Raw genomic sequence first — 20,313 nt, 5'->3', positions numbered from 1 at the left:
ATACTATGCAACTACTCAATACAATAGATTTTTTAATTATCCTTGCTTACTTGATCTCAATTGTCATTATCGGGCTGGTATTAAGGAAAAGGGCTGAACGAAGTAAAGACGATTATCTCTTAGGTGGTAAATCCATTCCATGGTATTTACTGGGGCTTTCCAATGCTTCGGGTATGTTTGACATTTCAGGGACTATTTGGTTGGTTACTTTAATGTTTGTTTATGGTATAAAAAGTGTATGGATCCCATGGCTTTGGCCGGTTTTCAATCAGATCTTCCTAATGGTTTATTTATCCAAATGGTTAAGACGATCAAACGTAACGACAGGTGCCGAATGGATCGGAACTCGATTCGGGACAGGTACCGGTGCCAAATTATCACACATGATCGTTGTTGTATTTGCTTTAGTTGTATGTTTAGGCTATTTAGCATACGGATTTATTGGCTTAGGAAAATTTGTAGAGATTTTCCTCCCTTGGGAAGTTATCAGTAACTATATACCTTTTCAGGTTTCGGCTCAATATGTTCCGCACTTTTACGGCGTTATTTTTACACTTTTTGCTGTATTCTATTCTCTATTGGGCGGTATGTCAGGAATTGTTTGGGCAGATGTAGTTCAATTTGCAATTATGACAGTAGCAGCTTTAGTTATCGGCTATTTAGGTTGGCAAGCTGTCGGAACAGGAAATCTGACCGTACCGGAACATTGGATGAGTCCGTTCAGCGGAGGCTTAGAACTCAATTGGTCTTCTGTGATACCAGAAGTACAAAGCAAAATAAAGTCCGATGGTTTCGGAATCTTCTCGATTTTTCTTTCAATGATGTTATTTAAAGGAATTTTGGTTAGCATCGCAGGACCTGCTCCTACTTATGATATGCAAAAAATATTATCTACCAAAAATGCTATTGAAGCTTCTAAAATGAGTGGTTTCGTATCCGTTATCCTAATGCCGATACGTTACTTAATGATTGCCGGATTTGCTGCCTTAGCTTTGGTTTACTATGAAAAGATAGACCTGTTGACTGCTTCCGGAAATCTGGATTTTGAGCTTATACTTCCTTCGGCTATTAAAACCTTTGTTCCTGTCGGGCTTTTAGGTTTATTACTGGCAGGGTTAATCGCTGCATTCATGTCTACTTTTGCTGGAACTCTTAATGCTGCTCAAGCCTATATTGTAAATGATATTTATCTGAAACATATTAAACCGGAAGCTAATGCTAAACAAATCAGAAATATGAATTATGCCACCGGAATTATCGTTGTGCTTATCAGTATTATATTGGGATTATTTGCTAAAAATGTAAACTCCGTGTTAAACATTATTGTATCTGTTCTTTATGGAAGTTATGTAGGAGCTAACATTTTAAAATGGCATTGGTGGCGATTTAACGGCGAAGGGTTTTTCTGGGGGATGCTAACCGGATTAGTAGCCGCTTACTTCACTCCCATGCTTTTTCCTGAAGTAAACGAACTTTATTTGTTTCCTATTTTGCTTATCGTTTCTTTATTAGGATCGATTATCGGAACCTATTCCGCACCGGCAACCAATAAAGACATTCTTAAAGAATTTTATTTAAACGTCCGTCCGTGGGGTTTTGGGGACCTGTAAAAGAAGAAGTAATAGCTGAAAATCCTGATTTTAAATCTGATGCTAATTTCGGTCGTGATATGTTCAATGTATTGATCGGAACAATAGCACAAACGCTATTGGTACTAATACCGATGTACCTGATCTTTCAGCAAACCTTTCCGCTTTATATCTGCATCATTATTCTTGTTATATGCATTGCATTACTAAAAAAATTCTGGTGGAATAATCTAAGTGAATAAAATTTTTAACCGTCAATAATATGGAAATTAAAAACATGAAACATATAACCAATTACGAACAATTAAAGGCTGTACACGAAACCTTTCTGAATATCAGCAACAAACCATACGAGGAATCAAACGGGATTTACATGCGCTATAAAAATGCAATTGTTACCCCGAAACATATTCCTTTGGAATGGCGTTATGACCTGAACGCAGAAAACAACCCTTATGCTATGGAACGTATCGGTTTTAATGCAACATTCAATGCCGGAGCTATAAAATGGAAAGGAAATTATATATTATGCGTACGTGTTGAAGGAAACGACAGAAAATCGTTTTTTGCTCTTGCAGAAAGTCCTAATGGAATTGACAACTTCAAATTTTGGGAAAAGCCATGTGTCATTCCTCAAATCCCCGGAAATCCGGATACCAATGTATATGACATGCGTCTGACACAACATGAAGACGGATGGATTTACGGCATTTTCTGTACCGAAAGAAAAGATCCGAATGCTCCTAAAGGCGATACCAGTAGCGCAATTGCTAATGCCGGTATTGTTCGTACAAAAGATTTGGTTAATTGGGAGCGCTTGCCGGATTTGATTTCCAATACAGGTCAACAACGAAATGTGGTTTTACACGCTGAATTTGTAAATGGAAAATATGCGGTTTACACACGCCCTCAGGACGGCTTTATTGATGTTGGTTCCGGTGGTGGTATCGGTTTAGGTTATATTGACAATATGGAAAACCCTGTTGTTCAAAATGAAACCATTATTTTCTCTAAAAAATACCATACAATCTATGAATTAAAAAATGGCTTAGGTCCTGCTCCGATCAAAACCTCAAAAGGTTGGTTGCATTTAGCACACGGAGTGCGAAACACAGCTGCCGGTCTGCGCTATACACTCTACATGTTCATGACCGATTTGAATGATATAGGAAAAGTAACGTATGTTCCGGCCGGACATTTTATGGCTCCGATCAATGACGAACGCGTAGGAGATGTTTCCAACGTGTTGTTCTCAAACGGTTGGATTACTGATGAAGACGGAACCGTATACATCTATTATGCTTCATCCGATACCCGGATGCATGTAGCCGTTTCTTCTACTGACAGATTAGTAGATTATGTAATGAATACTCCTGAAGACACCTTTATTTCATCAGGATCCGTAGCGACTATTATTGATTTAGTTGATCGAAATAAAAATTTATAATCCTTGATCTTTTGATATGCCAACACCAGAAAGAAAACAAAATTTAAAAAACGAGGTCAGAGAAGAACTTAACCACATTTTAAACTATTGGAAAAAAAACACCATAGACGCTGAAAATGATGGTTTTGTAGGACAAATCGATGCTTTTGAAAAAAAAGTTCTGAATGCTGAAAAAGGCTCTGTTCTCAATGCTCGTATTCTTTGGTCTTTCTCTGCGGCTTATCAGATCACACAAGATCCTTCCGATCTTGAAACAGCCACTAAAGCTTATCATTTTATTAATAGTTATTTTTTTGACAAAGAGTTTGGCGGGGTTTTCTGGAGTGTTGCATACGATGGAAAACCTTCTCAAACCAAGAAGCAGATCTATGCTTTAGCATTTACAATTTACGGCTTAGCCGAATACTATAAGATAACTCAGGATCAAAAAGTTTTACAAATGGCTATTTCGCTTTTTGAAACCATCGAAAAATATAGCTTTGACCCTGTAAACAAAGGATATTTAGAAGCCTTTACTCAAGAATGGAATCCAATTGAAGATCTCCGGTTAAGTGCTAAAGATGTCAACGAAAAGAAGACTATGAATACGCATTTACATATTGTAGAGGCGTATGCCAACTTATTTTTAGTTTGGCCAAATGAACTTTTACAAACAAAGATCATAGAAATTTTAGAGACGATCAATCACTATTTTATCAATACTAGAACCGGACATCTAAAACTCTTCTTTAATGAAGAATGGATTGAAAAACCAGATGTCGTTTCCTATGGCCATGATATAGAAGCTGCTTGGTTATTGCTTTGGTGTGCAAGAATTACACAAAATCAAGAACTGATTGAAATCTTTACTAAACACGCCTTACAAATGGCTGATGCTACTTTTGAAGGGATTGACCAGGACGGAGGTCTTTGGTATGAACTTGATCCTCAGAAAAATAATTTAATCACAGAAAAGCATTGGTGGCCACAAGCAGAACTTTTAATTGGGATGATCAATGCTTGGGAATTAACACAAGAAGAGAAATATTTTACTACTGCTGAAAAAAACTGGGATTTCATTAAGCGTTTTATCATAGACAAAGAAAACGGAGAATGGATCTGGGGTATTCATGGAGATTACAGTAAAATAATCAACGATAAAGCAGGTTTATGGAAATGTCCTTACCACAACTCCAGAGCTTGTATAGAACTGATTGATCGATTATAAAAACTATTGAAATGAAACATTATACTCTTTTCCCGATATTGTTCCTTTTTTGTCTGTTTTCTCATGCACAAAAAAATATCGTTAAAAACGGAGGCTTCGAGTCGGATCTGCAATATTGGAATGGTTCTTCAGCAACCATCTCTCCTTATGATAAAAAAGCAGGAAAAAATAGTTGCTTAATCAATCAATTTACCGGTAGCGAATGGAAAGGAATAGACCAGACTGTTAACATTCCGAAAGAAACATTTGCTTTAGAATGTAGTATATGGATAAAAACCGATGCGATTTCCGGAGGGAAAGAGCCTTATAACGCAGGCGTAATGACTGTAGAGTTCCTGACCTCTTCCGGAAAAAATATCAGTTATGAGAATATAGCTCAGATCAAAGGTTCTACCGCCTGGACTGAATATACAAAAACGGTTTTAGTCCCTTCTGATGCTAAAAAGATCCGAATTATGCTCGCGCTGGCCCAAACAGACGGTACTATTCTATTTGATGAAGTACAAGTTAATAAAATTTCTGAAGAGGAATACCATTCCACGGTACAAAAGAAAACCTCAGAAAAAGAGCAAAAAACCATAGTAAAAGTTATTGAACCGGTCTATTTCCAAAACGGTGATTTTGAAAACCAATTAGAATACTGGACAGGTAAAGCCCGTATAACCGACAAAAGCCATCAGGGAAAATTTGCAGTACTGGTATCTTCTCCGGCAAATGAATGGACTGCAATCGAACAGTCAGCAGACCTTCCCGAAGGTGCCGAGAAAATTCATATTTCAGGTTGGTTAAAAGCTGAAAATATTGTTCGGGGAAAAGAACCTTGGAACAACGGAATGTTTATCATTGAATTTACAAAAGACGGAAAAAATAAAACATCGGAAGACCAGCTTCTGGGAACTGTTACCAACTCTACTGAGTGGTTGTACTTTGAAAAAACATTAAGTATTCCTAAAGAGACAAAAAAGTTCAGGATCATGTTAGCATTAAGCAATTGTACAGGAAATTTATATGCTGACAACATCCAAATTAAATACTTCAGATAATGAAAAAAATATTTTTTTTCTTTTACACTACTCTTTTAATCGCTTGTTCCTCAACAGAGGAATCAAATTCCGTTGCTACTACAAATACAACAAATAACAACGGTATAACGCCTCAAAACGTGAGGAACTATATGGTTGATCCTAATGCTACTGATGAAACCGTTGCTTTGTTCTACAACCTGAAAAAAATGGCTGAAACAAAGTTTGCTATAGGTCAACAAGATGCTTTTAACAGCTTTTACAATAACGATAGCTCACAATCAGACATCAAAAAATCGACCGGATATGATCCCGCTCTTTTAGGATGTGATTTCATGTTCATTACGGATGATAATAACACAGGAGAAGCTTCTAATTGGTTCTACCAACAAGAATTAAAAATTATAACAGATGCTAAACAGGCGTATGACAATGGTATGTTTGTTACTTTTTCATGGCACATGCGCGAACCTTATGAGGGCCAAGAATTTTACACAAGTGAAATGACCGATTTCCAAAAATACAATGCTTTGATCAGTCTCCTACCCGGCGGTACAAATCATGAGTATTACAAAACAAAACTGGATAAAATAGCTACTGTATTAACTAACATGAAAGGAACTGATAATAAACAAATTCCTGTCATTTTAAGACTATTTCACGAATTTGACGGAGGATGGTTCTGGTGGGGAAGCCAGTGGTGTACTGCAGCCCAATATCAGCAGCTATGGCAATTTACTGTTGAGTATTTAAGAGATACTAAATCAGTTCACAATATCCTCTATGCTTTTTCTCCTGACAATTCTTATAATACAGAAAGTCAGTATCTATCACGTTATCCGGGAGACACTTATGTTGATATTTTAGCAATGGACAATTACGGAGATTTTAATAATCAAGGTACTTCAGGAGCAACAACTGCAAACAATAAATTAAAAATGCTCTCTGATCTGGCTATTGCAAAGAAAAAAATTGCAGCCTTGAGCGAGACCGGCTATCAGGTTAGCAATGCCAATCCTCCTATAAATGGTTGGTTCTCGAATTATTTATATACTGCTTTAACCGATCAGAACATCCAAATTGCATATACCATGTTCTGGTATAACACACAAGATGCTTATTATGTACCAACCCCAACTAACTCTAATGTAAACGATTTTGTAGATTTTACTAACAAGCCCAAAACGACTTTAGTAAATAATTTACCGAACTTGTACCAATTACCAAACTAAAAAATTATGAAAGCTATCCGTGCCTTTTTGCCCCTTCTTTTGATTATTATTTGTATTTCCTGCAATGTCGAAAAAGACAGCTTTATCAGCATTAAGGAATCTCAATTTATCAAAACCGGAGAACCTTATCATTATGTAGGAACTAATTACTGGTATGGAGGTCTTTTAGGCTGTAAAGAAGGTAATCAAAGTCGTTTACTAAGAGAGTTAGATGACTTAAAATCTAATGGCATTGTCAATCTAAGGATTATGATTGGTGCTGAAGGCGGAGATCAGGATTATACTGTAAGAGAACCTTTGCAACCTCAACAAGGTGTTTTTATTGAATCCCGTTTAGAAGGACTCGATTTTCTTTTATCGGAAATGAAAAAAAGAGATCTGACAGCTATTCTTTATTTTACTAACAATTGGGAATGGAGCGGCGGAATGGCTAAGTACTTAGAGTGGAACGGATACGGCGTAGTTCCTAACCCTAATATTGCACCTAATACCTGGCCGCAATTCATGGCATATACAGCACAGTTCCATACTTGTGAACCGTGTAAAGAAGCTTTAAAAAGTTACATCAAAAAAATTATTACCAGAACTAATTCTGTTTCTAAAGTAAAATATTCAGATGACCCAACTATTATGGCATGGGAAGTAGCCAATGAACCTCGTGTTTTTACTCCGGAAAATGAAAAAGCTTTTACAAATTGGTTAAATGATGTGACTGCCTATATTAAATCTTTAGATAAAAACCACTTGGTAACAACAGGCTCAGAAGGGAAAGCCGGTTCTAACGATGATCTGCTTACTTTTGAACGTACACACAATAATCCGAATATTGATTATTTGACCATGCACATCTGGCCTAAAAACTGGGGTTGGTATAAAATTGAAGACGAGGCTGGCTCTACTCCTGTTGCTATTCAAAATACACTGAACTATATAGAAGAACATATAAAAGTAGCTAATAAGCTAAATAAGCCTATTGTTTTAGAAGAATTCGGTTATCCGCGAGTTCAGGAAAACTTAGACAGAAATGCATCAGCGGCATACCGCAATCAATTCTATAAAGCTGTTTTCCGGCGCTTGGACAAAGCTATTCAGACTAATGAACCTTTTGTTGCTTTGAATTTTTGGGGTTATGGTGGTTTCGGAAAGAACAATCCTAAAAATGGTAAATGGAATATTGGCGATGACTATACTACTGACCCACCGCAAGAGCCGCAAGGTCTGAACTCCGTTTTTGCTACAGAAAAAAGTACCTTAGCTCTTATGAAAGACTTTAATTCTAAGTGGAATAACAACTAAATTATTCCTCTTAGAATTGATTCTATTTGTTGCAATTCCTCTTCTGAAAAAGTCAACTGCTCTAAACTTTTTAAGTTTTCGTATAATTGCGCAACAGAACTGGCACCTATTAAAACAGAAGTAATTCTTCTATCTTTTAACAACCAGGCGATAGCCATTTGTGCTAACGTTTGGTCTCTTTTTTGTGCCAACTTATTTAACAATTGTATCTTTTGAAGAATGTCTTCCGTTATGTCTGTTGTTTGTAAAGATCCGTTAGGATTTGATGCTCTTGAACCGGCAGGAATTCCTTTTAAATATTTAGAGGTTAATAGACCTTGCGCTAAAGGAGAAAACGCGATACATCCTACTCCATTCTCTTCTAAAACATCTAATAAGCCATTTTCAGGTGAACGCTCAAACATAGAATATTTAGGTTGATGAATTAAGCTAGGAGTTCCCAGATCTTTCAGAATCTTTATGGCTTCCTGAGCCTGCTCAGCATTATAATTACTAATCCCTGCATAAAGTGCCTTACCGCTTTTCACGGCATAATCAAGAGCCATCATGGTTTCTTCAACGGGAGTTTCAGGATCCGGACGATGCGAATAAAAGATATCCACATATTCCAGATTCATTCGTTTCAAACTTTGATTTAAACTCGTAATCAAGTATTTCCTTGAACCCCAATCTCCATAAGGTCCGTCCCACATCTTGTATCCGGCTTTCGTTGAAATGACTAATTGGTCTCGCATAAAACCTTGAAAATTCCGTTTAACGATTCCTCCGAAGTTTTCCTCTGCTGATCCCGGAACCGGCCCGTAATTATTTGCTAAATCAAAATGTGTGATCCCATTATCAAAAGCATTGACAATTATTTGCTCTGCATTTTTAAGATCATCAAAAGAACCGAAATTATGCCATAGCCCTAAAGATATTTGTGGTAACAAAAGTCCGCTTTTCCCACATCTGTTGTAATTCATATTTCTGTTTTTTTTACACAAAAAAGGATTGATGAAAGATCATCAATCCTTTTCAAAACCCTAACAAATTCTAGTATAAATGAAAAACACTATTCTTTGTATCAGAGGAGCTTGTTCCTATAAAAATTTGAAATTTACCGGATTCAACAATAAATTCTCCTTCACTATTATAAAAACCTAACTCTTTTTCAGTTAGTACAAACTCTACGGTTTTAGACTCTCCCTTATTCAGAGATATCATTTGAAAATCTTTTAATTCTTTTACCGGCCGGGTTAAACTTGCCACTACATCACGAACATATAACTGTACCACTTCCTTACCATCATAATTTCCGGTATTCTTAACTGTTACAGAAGCTTTTACAGGTTCTCCTTTTTTATAACTTTCTTTATCAAGAGTTATTTCTGAATACTCAAAAGTAGTATAACTCAATCCGTGACCAAAACTCCAAAGCGGTGTTTTTTCTACATCGCTGTAATGCGTCCAGAACACATTGTTATCTTTATCGATTGGTCTTCCCGTAGCATAATAATTATAGTAAATCGGGCATTGTCCCACATTTCTAGGAAATGACATCGGTAACTTACCGCTAGGATTGTAATCTCCATAGAGCACCTGAGCAACAGCATTTCCTGTTTCAGTTCCTAATTGCCAGGCTTCTACTATAGCCGGGATATGTTTGGCTGCCCAAGGTAAAGCTAGCGGACGTCCGTTATTCAAAACCAAAACAATATTGGGATTCACTTTGTACACTTCTTCTAAAAGTTCTTGCTGTACACCCGGAAGTCCAAGTTCTGTTCTGCTTCTTGCCTCTCCGGTCTGAAACCCGTGTTCCCCGAGAACCATTACTACTATATCACTTTCTTGAGCCGTTTTTTTTGCTGCTTCAAAGCTACTTTTATCAGTAGTGTTGATTTGAACTTCCTGAATAAAACTTACCGAACCTATAGTTACATCTGCTCCTTTTTCATAGACCAATCGGTTGCCTGTATATTGCTGCATTCCTTCTAAAACAGATACAGCAGTTTCATCATCCGATGCTATGCGCCAACTTCCTAACGGACTGGTTTTATCTGCTGCCAAAGCACCGATTAAAGCAATTCTTTTACCTGTTTTAGGTAAAGGAAGTAACTGTTTGTCATTTTTCAGTAATACAATTGACTTTTTAGCCATATCCAATACAGCTTCTCTGTTTTCTTTACTTCCAATAACCTTTTGCTCGCGTTTTTCATCACAATAGCGATAAGGATCATCAAACAACCCTAATTCAAATTTTACACGCAGAATTCTTCTCACTGCATCGTCAATCAGTTTTTCATCTACTTTCCCTTCCCAAACCAATTTCGCTAATTCGTATACATATAAATGCGACTCCATGTCCATATCAGCTCCGGCTTCAACTGCTTTCAAAGACGCTTCTGTTCCGTCTTCTGCAAATCCCCAATTGATCATTTCTCTGATGGAAGCCCAATCTGTAATCACAAAACCGTCAAAATTCCATTTGCCTTTTAAAATATCACGTTGTAAAAACTTACTTCCTGTTGCCGGTACACCGTTTAATGTATTAAATGAGTTCATAAACGTTCGCACTCCTGCATTTTTAGCAGCTTCAAACGGAGGCAGTACTAAATTATATAATGTTGGCATTCCGATATCTACCAAATTGTATTCCTTTCCGGCCTCCACAAAACCATAAGCTGCAAAATGCTTGGCGCAAGCTGCAATAGTATTAGGCAATCCTAAATCTTCTTTAGTCTCACCCTGAAAACCTTTTACTCTTGCTTCAGCTACCTTACTTCCTAAAAAAGCATCTTCTCCGGCTCCTTCCATAACCCTGCCCCAACGAGCATCTCTGGAGACATCTACGTTAGGTCCGAATGTCCAGTTAATACCAGAAGCAGAAGCTTCACCGGCTGCTACCTGAGCTGATTTTTTAATCGCTTCCATATCCCAACTTGCTGCTTCCGCCAGTGGTATAGGGCTTAACGTTTTGTAACCGTGAATCACATCAAAGCCAATGATCAGCGGAATTCCTAAACGGGTTTCCTCTACAGCTATTTTTTGTACGGCTTTAACTTCTTTTACACCTCTGACGGTTAACATGGAACCAACCCAACCTTTTTTAAGGTGCTCATACTTTAAAGCTGCCGAACCTCCTTCCGGAGCCGGACCGGTTACGTCCCAAAATCCGTTATATTGATTCATCTGACCTACTTTTTCTTCCAAGGTCATCTTTTGCAGTAACTGTTCTATTCTGGTTTCAATAGGCTCTTGTTGCTTCATTTTCTTTTTCTTTTGTGCATGGGCATAACTTCCCATGATAAGTAAGGTTAAGATGATTGTTCGTTTCATGGAATGGCAATTTTAAAAGTAGAAGCCGGTAATTCAGCTTCATTGAACAAATTAGACTGAACAGCATTTCCCCAAGCAAAACGGATGTATTCAGGATACTTTACTTTAGAACAACCGACTATTACTTTCCCTTCTACTATTTTGGCTTTCGCCTGATAAAAAACTCCATCATTTCCGGCAATTTCAAATAAATTCTCTTTGGTCGTAAAATGAAGGCTCTCGTTATGTTCAAAAGTAAGTTCAACTCCTTTTTTAACCTTTTTAGCACTTTGGATAGCCGGACTTTCAACAGTTCCTTTTAAAACATTATAATGCTCTTTTAAAGCCATATCCGCTAATCGGGTTCCTACCGTTTTTTTATTGGTCGGATGAATGTCATTTAAAGTTGCCACATCACTGATCACAACCATTCCTGTTTTTGGCAAAGCCAAAACTTGTCGCTGTAAATCACGGGTCATAGCAGCATAAGTGCCTTCTCCTTCATATTGATAAGGTGCGATCTGTACATAATAAAAGGACAATTCCTCTTTCCATAGTTTTCGCCACGATTGAATCAATTCGGTAAATAATTGTTGATATGTAGATTCTCCTACATTACTTTCTCCTTGATACCACAAAAAGCCGGCTATTTTATAACCAATCAAAGGATAAATCATGCTGTTGAATGTTTTAGAAGGTTCAACCGGACAATATTCTGACAACTTACGGTCAATGGCCGTTTTATAATACGATTTATCATTTGAAAATACATTCTTAGGCATCCAGACTTCTGCCGGAGTACCTCCCCAAGCTGAAACAATCAAGCCCACCGGAACATCCGGTTCTATTTCCTGTAACCTTCTGGCAAAATAATAAGCAACGGCACTATTTTTTCGCATGGTTTCCGGAGTACAAGTTTCCCAATTGCCAATAGCATTGACCTGAGGATAATCGGCTGTGACCTTAGCAGTCCTGAAAAAGCGGATCTCAGGAAAATCAGCTTTTGCTATTTCTTCTTCTTTATTGTCAATTCCCCAATCGGCCGTCATTTCCATATTAGACTGCCCGGAACAAAACCAAACTTCTCCCAACAAGACATTGGTTAATTGCAATGTATTGTAACCTTTTATTTCCACTTCATAAGGTCCGCCCGCTTGTATTGTCTCAATGGTTAGTTCCCAATAGGCATTCGAATCGGCTTCGGTCTTATATTCTTTTTTATTCCAAGACGGAATTACTGAAACGGGTTCTTTTGGATTTGCCCAACCCCAAATCTTTACTTGTGAATTTTGCTGTAAGACCATTCCATCCGAAAAGCACGAAGGTAAACTTACTTCTGCATTCATAACTTGAATTAAAAACAAACTAAAAATTACAACAATTTTATTCATTTAGTATTTTTTTAAAGGTTTCTTTCAATTGCTGAGCCATAAACTTATGATCTTCTACATCCGGATGGTAATCACATCCTTGGGGTTCCATAGGCTTGTACTCAAAAATAGTAATCGGTTTATGTACGGTGTCTGTTTCAAAAGCTTCTTTAACTTTCCTTAAACATGCCATAAAAACATCGTTTTTTTCTCCTGAAACCATAGGACTGTTCAGTAAAACAAGCTGTGTATCCGGATAACGATTATAAATAGTCTTTATAAACTTGATATAGTTTGCTATGTATTTTTCTTCATTAAAAGGCAAACGTTCCTTTTTACCATCCCCGTCAGACAGGTCATTAGTTCCCAAACATATACTTACTAAATCCGGTTGGAAATCAGTGTTGAAAACTTTAGAAGTATCTTTATCTAAATTTAGATTTTCATAGACCTCCGGTAAATTAGGTTCTGACTCATGTTCATCGTTCCAATTGCGGTACATACCATAACCGGAAACAGAGCTCAGCAAGAAATCGGCATCCAGTTCTCTGGCTAAAACTGGACCATAAGCCCAATATGCATTATGTTGATCGAACCAGAAATCGGTGCTATGACATGGAATTGTCAGATCATTTCCCATGCCACATGTAATGGAATTCCCGATAAATTCAATTCTCTTTTTAGATTCTGCCGAAAAGGGGACTAAATTTGTTATTCCTGAGCCATCGAATAAGACTTTTCCATTGGCTGCTTCTGTTGCTTTAAAAACTTTTACATGATGAATAGTATCTTTTGTTTCTTCAATTTTTACCTTTTCAATACCTATTGAATCAATTGTAAACCGTCCTTTGTAAAACCCATCTATCTCTAAAACATAATAATTATGATGTTTCCATGTATCAACACTCTCCATGTTAAACTCACAGCTATTCCCTTTGTAGCTGAATTCAATTGAAGAAGCCGATCCCAACAGGTAGACCTTACGATCTGAAACAGCCTCAACTCTTCCGCTGGTATGAAACAGTGTTTCAGTTATTTTTTCTTTTTCTCCTGCACAACCTGCTAGCAAAAAAACTAAAGCAAAAACTTTATAATTAATATTCATTTTTCAAAAAAATTAAGGATTATAAAATTAAGGCTATTTTTTTTGTACAAATAATACAATTACATCAAATTGTTATCAAAAAATAAACTATATCTGTAATAAATCAATCTTATTCTAAGTTTCTTAAAATACGCTTAACCTCTCTTTTTTTAACGTTAATTATTCTAATAAAACTGGTTAAAATGCTTAAATTTGTTAGAGTACATAACAAAATAAAACTAAACTTATGATGACCATAATTGCCACAACTGACTTTTCTGAAATCGCTCAGAATGCAGTTCAATATGCGGCTAACTTAGCTAAAGCAGCCAATATGAATTTAGTACTTTTCCATGCTTTCAATCCACCTATACACGCATCTAATGCGCAATTATCAGCAGAAACTTTTCAGAAACTGTTTGATATTAATTCAGAACGTTTGAAAGAGTTGGCTAAGGAATTAAAAAAGGAACACCATATTGAAACCCAATCAGAGATCACCTATTCTTTTGTTGAAGAACATTTAGTTACTTGCATTGAAAAATACAATGCCGGTTTATTAGTATTCGGTATGGCTGAAAAAAGCTTAGAACAGGAATTAATGGGTAATACAACAACCTCAGCTATCAGGAACATTAATATCCCTATAATCTCTGTTCCGTTAGAGACAAAATTCACACCGTTAAACAGAGTTTTATTTGCCTGCGATACACCGGATGAAATTCCGAGCCATGCTACTTCGCTCATTAAAAGCCTGATCGCTGCTCAAAATACAGAAATAGAAGTTTTCAGTGTTGATACAACTGTTGAAAAAATCAAAAAGGACAATCCTAAAACAAAAGAAGACGACGAAAAGGAGATCAACTATTATTACAAAAATATACAGTCGAAAGAAGTTATCGATGAAATTAAAAAAGAGATCAAAGATTTTAATGCAGACCTGTTAATTATGATGCCTAAAAAATATGGCTTTTGGGACTCAATGGTTCACAGAAGTAAAACCAGAGTTATGGCGTCGGGTTTAAGCATTCCGCTTTTATCTATACCTGCAAGCTATTAAAAATAAAAAGCTCCTAATAAACGGAGCTTTTTTATTTACTTAATATAAAATTCAATCTATTTATCTGGAATAATTCGGTGCTTCTTTAGTAATCGTAACATTATGCGGGTGACTTTCTCCGATACCGCTGGCTGTTAAACGAACAAAACGACCTACCTCTTGTAAAGTCGGAATATTTTTTGCACCGCAATATCCCATTCCGGCACGTAGACCTCCGATAAACTGAAGCATACTTTCCGCTAATTCGCCTTTATAAGGAACACGCCCTACAATTCCTTCCGGAACTAATTTTTTAACATCGTCTTCCACATCTTGAAAATAACGGTCTTTAGAACCTTCCTTCATAGCTTCAACAGACCCCATTCCTCTATAAGATTTGAATTTTCTTCCTTCAAAAATAATAGTCTCACCCGGAGATTCTTTGGTTCCTGCCAATAATGATCCGAGCATAACACAATCTGCTCCTGCTGCCAAAGCTTTAGGAATATCTCCTGTATAGCGGATACCGCCGTCAGCTATAACCGGTACTCCGCTGCCTTTAATTGCTGCAGCAACTTCTAATACGGCTGAAAACTGAGGAAAACCGACACCTGCGACAACACGCGTTGTACAAATGGATCCCGGACCTATACCTACTTTTACACCATCTGCTCCGGCTTCTACTAAATATTGAGCGGCTTCCGGTGTTGCAATATTACCTACTACAACATCTAACTGAGAGAATTCCGCCTTAACTTTCTTTAAAACGTCTACTACACCTTTTGTGTGTCCGTGGGCCGTATCAATTATAACCGCATCAACACCTGCATTTACCAAAGCTCTGGCTCTTTCAACAGCATCAGCTGTAACACCTAATGCCGCTGCAACTCGTAAACGACCGTATTGATCTTTATTAGCCATTGGTTTCAAGGTTAATTTAGTGATATCTCTAAATGTAATTAAACCAATCAGTTTGAAGTCATCGCTAACAACCGGTAATTTTTCAATTTTATTTTCTTGCAAAATTTCTTCTGCCTGCGCTAAAGTTGTTCCTTGCTTAGCTGTAACCAGATTTTCAGATGTCATTACTTCTGTAATGGCTCTTTTATTGTCTTTTTCAAAACGCAGATCTCTATTGGTTACAATTCCTTTTAAAGTCATATCCGTATCCACTACCGGAATTCCTCCGATACTGAATTCTTTCATCACTCGTTTTGCATCTCCTACATTTGCTTCTAAGGACAAAGTAACCGGATCAATGATCATTCCTGACTCGGCACGCTTCACTTTGCGTACTTCTGCTGCCTGGCGCTCAATTGACATGTTTTTATGCAAAACACCTATTCCGCCTTCTCTCGCAATAGCAATTGCCATATCACTTTCGGTAACAGTATCCATTGCTGCCGAAATAATAGGAACGTTTAATGATATATTTCTGGAAAATTTACTTGAAATATTTACTTCACGAGGAAGCACTTGGGAATAATTAGGAATTAAAAGGACGTCATCATAGGTTAGACCTTCACCTACGATTTTTGAGTTGTGTGCTTTCATCGCAATCTGTTGTAGTTGTTAAATTGCATGCAAATATATAAATTTACTTCCACATTCTAAAACTTTAATACCAGTTTATCATGCAAAGTCTGTCACTTCATATTTTAGAGATCCTATTAGTTGTATTTATAATCTTAGGGATGCATTTTTATAAAAAAAGAGTCGGAATAGGAACGCTTTATGTTTTTATAGGAACGATCCAATTCTTTCAGACGTTATTAGTTTCTAACGTGTATGATAATTATTTAGGGGATTACAGATTTTCACCAGGTTCCACTATATTTTACACTTCTACTCTATTTGCTATATTACTTTTCTTTCATACTGAAAACCTTGTCAAGACCAAAAGCCTTATTTACGGAATCTTGATCGCTAATATATCCATTACATTCTTTTCTCAATTCTTATTAGTACAAGACCACAGTATAGAACAATCCAGCGGACTGCTTTTAGAAGAGATATTGAGTTTTGAATTGACAATTTTCCTGATCGGGACAAGTTTACTTTATTTAGAAGCAATGTTTATCTTGTTATTTTATGATTTCTTAAATTATAAATTCAAGGATAAAGGTACCTTCCTGAAGATTTTTACAACGATGTCACTTGTATGTATCTTTGATTCTATTGCGTTCTATACGTTCTTTTATTTTACTCATGATAACTTTAAAGATCTGATCATTGGCAATATCATAGGAAAACAGATCACAGTGGGGCTATTTTCTATTTGTCTTTATTTCTATCTGAAATTCAATAAAAACATAAAACCGAAACGAACTCCAAGTGACTTTAAGGAAATATTGAAGATATTTACTTTTTAGTTTCTTAGTGGTAGTAATTAAAAACTTTTAACGCCTCATTATAAGCGCTTTCAAAACTCATAGCATGACAATTGGTCTCTGCTTTTTGTGTATTGAAATAGGACAACAACTTCTCTGTCGGCATGTTTCCGGTTAAATCGTCCTTAGCCATAGGACAGCCTCCATAGCCTTTTATTGCTCCGTCAAAACGTTTACATCCGGCTTTATAAGCTGCATCCACTTTTTCATGCCATGAATCCGGAGTTGTATGCAGGTGCGCCCCGAATTCAATATCCGGATATTCAGGAATCAAATTTGAAAATAAATAATTGATCACTTCCGGTGTTGAACTGCCAATGGTGTCTGAAAGGGATAAAATAGTAATTCCCATATTGGCCAATTTTTCAGTCCATTCGCCTACAATATCCACATTCCATGGATCTCCGTAAGGATTTCCGAATCCCATAGACAAATACGCCACGACCTCTTTATTAGTTCTGGCAGCTATATTTAATATTTCCTGCAAGGTTACAAATGATTCAGCAATTGTTTTGTGGGTATTTCTCATCTGAAAATTTTCTGAAATAGAAAACGGGAAACCCAAATATTGAATTTCGGAATGTACAGATGCTAACTCTGCTCCTTTAGTATTAGCCACAATAGCCAATAATTTACTTTTTGTTTGCGATAGATCAAGCTGAGCCAAGACCTCAGCAGTATCCTGCATTTGCGGAATAGCTTTAGGCGAAACAAAACTACCGAAATCAATGGTATCGAAACCTACTCTCAATAACGATTGAATGTACTGAACTTTTTTTTCTGTAGGAATAAAGGCTTTGATACCCTGCATGGCATCGCGTGGACATTCAATAATCTTTACCTGAGTAGTATTCATAAAAATCAAATGTAAAAAATTAATTCTTTTCTAACAGTTTTCGGTTGATCGCTTTAACTAAGCCCGGACCTTCATAGATGAAACCGGTATATAATTGTACCAAACTGGCTCCTGCTTCTAACTTTTCTATTGCATCTTCTGCCGAATGAATTCCTCCTACACCAATAATCGGAAATGCCTTATTACTCTTGTCTGAAAGAAAACGAATTACTTCAGTAGAACGCTTTGTCAACGGCTTTCCTGACAAACCTCCTGTTTCCTTTTGATTTTCCGAATGCAAACCTTCTCTTCCTATAGTTGTATTCGTTGCTATTACTCCGGCTATTTTCGTTTCTTTTACAATGTCGATAATATCCAACAACTGTTCGTTCGTTAAATCCGGTGCTATTTTCAACAAAATAGGTTTTGGCTTCTCTGCTCCGCTTGTTGTGGCAGGTTTTTCATTATTCAGATCCTGTAAAGTTTGTAACAACTTTGTTAACGGCTCTTTATCCTGCAACTCACGAAGATTAGGCGTATTGGGCGAACTCACATTAACTACAAAATAATCAACATAAGGGAATAATGCTTCAAAACAAATTTCATAATCTTTAACCGCTTCTTCATTAGGCGTTATTTTGTTTTTACCGATGTTTCCACCAATTAAAACACCTTTATTCTTTTTCAAACGCTCAACCGCTTCTTCTACTCCACCGTTATTAAACCCCATACGATTAATGATCCCCGAATCTTCTTTTAGACGAAACAAACGCTTTTTAGGGTTTCCGGGTTGGGCTTTAGGTGTTAAAGTACCGATTTCTATAAAACCAAAACCAAAGTTTGACAACTCTTTATATAATTTTGCATCTTTATCAAAACCAGCCGCCAGACCAACCGGGTTTTTAAATTTTAAGCCGAAAACTTCTCGTTCTAAACGCTTGTCTTCAATACAATACAGTGCTTTAAAAAGGGAAGAAAAACCAATTTTATTCAGAAATCGGATCAAAGAAAATGTAAAGTGATGCACTTGTTCCGGATCAAAACAAAATAAAATAGGCCTTATAAATATTTTGTACATAATTTTTGTTGTGTTGCTTTGCAAAAATAAGAATTCAACAGTATTTATAATGAAATAAACTTAATAATTTACAATTCTTCAAAATTTAACCATAAGTAGTATATTTGTGTGAAATTTTAAAAAAGGCATCATGCAAGATATTATCAATCGTTTTATCAGTTACGTTACAATAGATACAGAATCCGATCCGAATTCTAATACTACTCCCAGTACAGAAAAACAATGGGATTTAGCCAACAAACTTGTGGAAGAACTAAAAGCTATGGGCATGCAAGACGTCACTATCGACGAAAATGCCTATATCATGGCAACCTTACCGAGTAATGTTGCTCATGATGTACCTACTATAGGTTTTGTAGCGCACTTTGATACAACTCCTGATTTTACGGGAGCAAATGTAAAACCTCAGATCGTTGAAAATTATGATGGTCGTGATATCGTATTAAATGCCGAACAAAATATTATCCTTTCACCCGATTATTTTGAAGATTTGCTTCAATATAAAGGACAAACTCTTATCACAACCGACGGAACTACACTTTTAGGTGCTGATGACAAAGCCGGAATCACAGAAATTATGACGGCTATGGATTATTTGATCAAGCATCCTGAAATCAAACACGGTAAAATACGTGTCGGCTTTACACCGGATGAAGAGATCGGACGTGGTGCTCACAAATTTGATGTCGAAAAATTCGGAGCTGAATGGGCTTATACAATGGATGGAAGTCAGATCGGTGAATTAGAATACGAAAATTTTAATGCGGCCGGAGCAAAAATCACATTTCAGGGGAAAAGTGTTCACCCGGGTTATGCTAAAGGAAAAATGATCAACTCCATGTTGTTAGCAAACCAATTCATTTCTGAATTACCGATAAATGAAGTTCCGGAGCGAACAACAGGTTACGAAGGTTTCTTTCACTTACACGATATTCACGGAAGCATTGAAGAAACTGTAGTAGAATTAATTATCCGTGATCACAATAAAGATCATTTTGAAGCACGTAAAGCTTTGATCCAAACTATCGCTGATAAGATCAATACTGCTTATGAAAAACAATTCGGAGGTCCTATTTGTGAAGCAATTGTAAAAGATCAGTATTTTAATATGCGTGAAAAAGTTGAACCGGTTTTCCACATTGTAGAAATTGCTGAGAAAGCAATGAAAGAATTAAATATAACTCCTATCATAAAACCGATCAGAGGAGGAACAGATGGCGCTCAATTATCTTTTAAAGGTCTACCTTGCCCTAATATCTTTGCCGGCGGACATAATTTTCACGGAAAATACGAATACGTTCCGGTTGAAAGTATGGTAAAAGCTACAGAAGTAATTGTAAAGATCGCAGAATTAACTGCACAAAAATAATTTATAAAAAGAGCTTTTTTAAAGCTCTTTTTTTATATTTGAGTCTTTAAAGTAAATCTAA

17 protein-coding genes are annotated in these 20,313 nt (G+C 36.6%); 10 read left to right on the top strand and 7 right to left on the bottom strand.

Features of this window, described 5'->3' with window-relative positions:
* Positions 1–5: 5 nt before the first annotated feature.
* Genes DI487_RS13655 through DI487_RS13630 form a run of 7 tightly spaced genes read left to right on the top strand, consistent with a single transcriptional unit; the run spans position 6 to position 7,793 of the window.
* On the top strand, positions 6–1,610 hold the full coding sequence (locus DI487_RS13655; RefSeq protein WP_245896415.1) for a sodium:solute symporter family protein: 1,605 nt from the start codon (positions 6–8) through the stop codon (positions 1,608–1,610).
* Positions 1,589–1,831: a hypothetical protein gene (locus tag DI487_RS16365; RefSeq protein ID WP_245896413.1), complete on the top strand. Its 243-nt coding sequence runs from the start codon at positions 1,589–1,591 to the stop codon at positions 1,829–1,831. Before DI487_RS13655 ends, DI487_RS16365 begins: the two co-directional genes overlap by 22 nt.
* A gap of 35 nt (positions 1,832–1,866) precedes the next feature.
* Positions 1,867–3,036, top strand: coding sequence for a glycoside hydrolase family 130 protein (locus DI487_RS13650; protein ID WP_218925773.1), 1,170 nt, complete (start codon positions 1,867–1,869; stop codon positions 3,034–3,036).
* 16 nt (positions 3,037–3,052) lie between these two features.
* Positions 3,053–4,243, top strand: a complete 1,191-nt coding sequence (locus DI487_RS13645; RefSeq protein WP_109570131.1) for an AGE family epimerase/isomerase — start codon at positions 3,053–3,055, stop codon at positions 4,241–4,243.
* 11 nt (positions 4,244–4,254) lie between these two features.
* Positions 4,255–5,286 carry a carbohydrate binding domain-containing protein gene (locus DI487_RS13640; protein ID WP_109570130.1) on the top strand — a complete coding sequence of 344 codons (1,032 nt, stop codon included), beginning with the start codon at positions 4,255–4,257 and terminating at the stop codon, positions 5,284–5,286.
* Positions 5,286–6,497 carry a glycoside hydrolase family 26 protein gene (locus DI487_RS13635; protein WP_109570129.1) on the top strand — a complete coding sequence of 404 codons (1,212 nt, stop codon included), beginning with the start codon at positions 5,286–5,288 and terminating at the stop codon, positions 6,495–6,497. The genes DI487_RS13640 and DI487_RS13635 overlap by 1 nt, the downstream gene beginning before the upstream one ends.
* Positions 6,498–6,503: 6 nt before the next feature.
* Positions 6,504–7,793 carry a glycoside hydrolase 5 family protein gene (locus DI487_RS13630; RefSeq protein ID WP_109570128.1) on the top strand — a complete coding sequence of 430 codons (1,290 nt, stop codon included), beginning with the start codon at positions 6,504–6,506 and terminating at the stop codon, positions 7,791–7,793.
* Here DI487_RS13630 and DI487_RS13625 read toward each other — a convergent pair.
* The 4 genes from DI487_RS13625 to DI487_RS13610 all read right to left on the bottom strand — a co-directional run bounded on the left by DI487_RS13625 (position 7,790) and on the right by DI487_RS13610 (position 13,562).
* Positions 7,790–8,755 carry an aldo/keto reductase gene (locus DI487_RS13625; RefSeq protein WP_109570127.1) on the bottom strand — a complete coding sequence of 322 codons (966 nt, stop codon included), beginning with the start codon at positions 8,753–8,755 and terminating at the stop codon, positions 7,790–7,792. The two genes, DI487_RS13630 and DI487_RS13625, sit on opposite strands and share 4 nt — an antisense overlap.
* Before the next feature lie 70 nt (positions 8,756–8,825).
* Positions 8,826–11,108 carry a beta-glucosidase BglX gene (gene bglX, locus DI487_RS13620; protein ID WP_109570126.1) on the bottom strand — a complete coding sequence of 761 codons (2,283 nt, stop codon included), beginning with the start codon at positions 11,106–11,108 and terminating at the stop codon, positions 8,826–8,828.
* Positions 11,105–12,478: a sialate O-acetylesterase gene (locus DI487_RS13615; RefSeq protein ID WP_245896412.1), complete on the bottom strand. Its 1,374-nt coding sequence runs from the start codon at positions 12,476–12,478 to the stop codon at positions 11,105–11,107. Before DI487_RS13615 ends, bglX begins: the two co-directional genes overlap by 4 nt.
* On the bottom strand, positions 12,471–13,562 hold the full coding sequence (locus tag DI487_RS13610) for an SGNH/GDSL hydrolase family protein (RefSeq protein ID WP_109570125.1): 1,092 nt from the start codon (positions 13,560–13,562) through the stop codon (positions 12,471–12,473). Before DI487_RS13610 ends, DI487_RS13615 begins: the two co-directional genes overlap by 8 nt.
* 226 nt (positions 13,563–13,788) lie before the next feature.
* Here DI487_RS13610 and DI487_RS13605 point away from each other — a divergent pair, with 226 nt between their 5' ends.
* On the top strand, positions 13,789–14,601 hold the full coding sequence (locus DI487_RS13605) for a universal stress protein (protein ID WP_245896410.1): 813 nt from the start codon (positions 13,789–13,791) through the stop codon (positions 14,599–14,601).
* A 60-nt stretch (positions 14,602–14,661) separates the two neighbouring features.
* On the opposite strand, the gene guaB is transcribed toward DI487_RS13605, so the two are convergent.
* Positions 14,662–16,134 (bottom strand): IMP dehydrogenase, encoded by a 1,473-nt coding sequence (guaB, locus tag DI487_RS13600; protein WP_109570123.1) that lies wholly within the window; start codon positions 16,132–16,134, stop codon positions 14,662–14,664.
* Positions 16,135–16,214: 80 nt separating this feature from the next.
* On the opposite strand from guaB, the gene DI487_RS13595 reads away from it, so the two are divergent.
* Positions 16,215–16,952 carry a hypothetical protein gene (locus DI487_RS13595; RefSeq protein ID WP_146193478.1) on the top strand — a complete coding sequence of 246 codons (738 nt, stop codon included), beginning with the start codon at positions 16,215–16,217 and terminating at the stop codon, positions 16,950–16,952.
* 4 nt (positions 16,953–16,956) lie between these two features.
* On the opposite strand, the gene DI487_RS13590 is transcribed toward DI487_RS13595, so the two are convergent.
* Positions 16,957–17,826, bottom strand: coding sequence for a hydroxymethylglutaryl-CoA lyase (locus DI487_RS13590; protein ID WP_109570121.1), 870 nt, complete (start codon positions 17,824–17,826; stop codon positions 16,957–16,959).
* Between the two features lie 19 nt (positions 17,827–17,845).
* Positions 17,846–18,883 carry a quinone-dependent dihydroorotate dehydrogenase gene (locus DI487_RS13585; protein WP_109570120.1) on the bottom strand — a complete coding sequence of 346 codons (1,038 nt, stop codon included), beginning with the start codon at positions 18,881–18,883 and terminating at the stop codon, positions 17,846–17,848.
* A 130-nt stretch (positions 18,884–19,013) separates the two neighbouring features.
* On the opposite strand from DI487_RS13585, the gene pepT reads away from it, so the two are divergent.
* Positions 19,014–20,252 (top strand): peptidase T, encoded by a 1,239-nt coding sequence (gene pepT / locus DI487_RS13580; RefSeq protein ID WP_109570119.1) that lies wholly within the window; start codon positions 19,014–19,016, stop codon positions 20,250–20,252.
* Positions 20,253–20,313: the final 61 nt, after the last annotated feature.

This window comes from Flavobacterium sediminis (assembly GCF_003148385.1).
In the GTDB taxonomy this organism is placed as follows: domain Bacteria; phylum Bacteroidota; class Bacteroidia; order Flavobacteriales; family Flavobacteriaceae; genus Flavobacterium; species Flavobacterium sediminis.
This window is presented reverse-complemented; position numbering and strand designations above follow the sequence as displayed.

What these genes read in the sequence shown, in the direction of transcription:
- DI487_RS13655 (WP_245896415.1), top strand. Translation starts at nt 6, where the DNA reads ATGCAACTACTCAATACAATAGATTTTTTAATTATCCTTGCTTACTTG.
- DI487_RS13650 (WP_218925773.1), top strand. Translation starts at nt 1,867, where the DNA reads ATGAAACATATAACCAATTACGAACAATTAAAGGCTGTACACGAAACC.
- DI487_RS13645 (WP_109570131.1), top strand. Translation starts at nt 3,053, where the DNA reads ATGCCAACACCAGAAAGAAAACAAAATTTAAAAAACGAGGTCAGAGAA.
- DI487_RS13640 (WP_109570130.1), top strand. Translation starts at nt 4,255, where the DNA reads ATGAAACATTATACTCTTTTCCCGATATTGTTCCTTTTTTGTCTGTTT.
- DI487_RS13635 (WP_109570129.1), top strand. Translation starts at nt 5,286, where the DNA reads ATGAAAAAAATATTTTTTTTCTTTTACACTACTCTTTTAATCGCTTGT.
- DI487_RS13630 (WP_109570128.1), top strand. Translation starts at nt 6,504, where the DNA reads ATGAAAGCTATCCGTGCCTTTTTGCCCCTTCTTTTGATTATTATTTGT.
- DI487_RS13625 (WP_109570127.1), bottom strand. Translation starts at nt 8,755, where the DNA reads ATGAATTACAACAGATGTGGGAAAAGCGGACTTTTGTTACCACAAATA.
- bglX (WP_109570126.1), bottom strand. Translation starts at nt 11,108, where the DNA reads ATGAAACGAACAATCATCTTAACCTTACTTATCATGGGAAGTTATGCC.
- DI487_RS13615 (WP_245896412.1), bottom strand. Translation starts at nt 12,478, where the DNA reads ATGAATAAAATTGTTGTAATTTTTAGTTTGTTTTTAATTCAAGTTATG.
- DI487_RS13610 (WP_109570125.1), bottom strand. Translation starts at nt 13,562, where the DNA reads ATGAATATTAATTATAAAGTTTTTGCTTTAGTTTTTTTGCTAGCAGGT.
- DI487_RS13605 (WP_245896410.1), top strand. Translation starts at nt 13,789, where the DNA reads ATGATGACCATAATTGCCACAACTGACTTTTCTGAAATCGCTCAGAAT.
- guaB (WP_109570123.1), bottom strand. Translation starts at nt 16,134, where the DNA reads ATGAAAGCACACAACTCAAAAATCGTAGGTGAAGGTCTAACCTATGAT.
- DI487_RS13595 (WP_146193478.1), top strand. Translation starts at nt 16,215, where the DNA reads ATGCAAAGTCTGTCACTTCATATTTTAGAGATCCTATTAGTTGTATTT.
- DI487_RS13590 (WP_109570121.1), bottom strand. Translation starts at nt 17,826, where the DNA reads ATGAATACTACTCAGGTAAAGATTATTGAATGTCCACGCGATGCCATG.
- DI487_RS13585 (WP_109570120.1), bottom strand. Translation starts at nt 18,883, where the DNA reads ATGTACAAAATATTTATAAGGCCTATTTTATTTTGTTTTGATCCGGAA.
- pepT (WP_109570119.1), top strand. Translation starts at nt 19,014, where the DNA reads ATGCAAGATATTATCAATCGTTTTATCAGTTACGTTACAATAGATACA.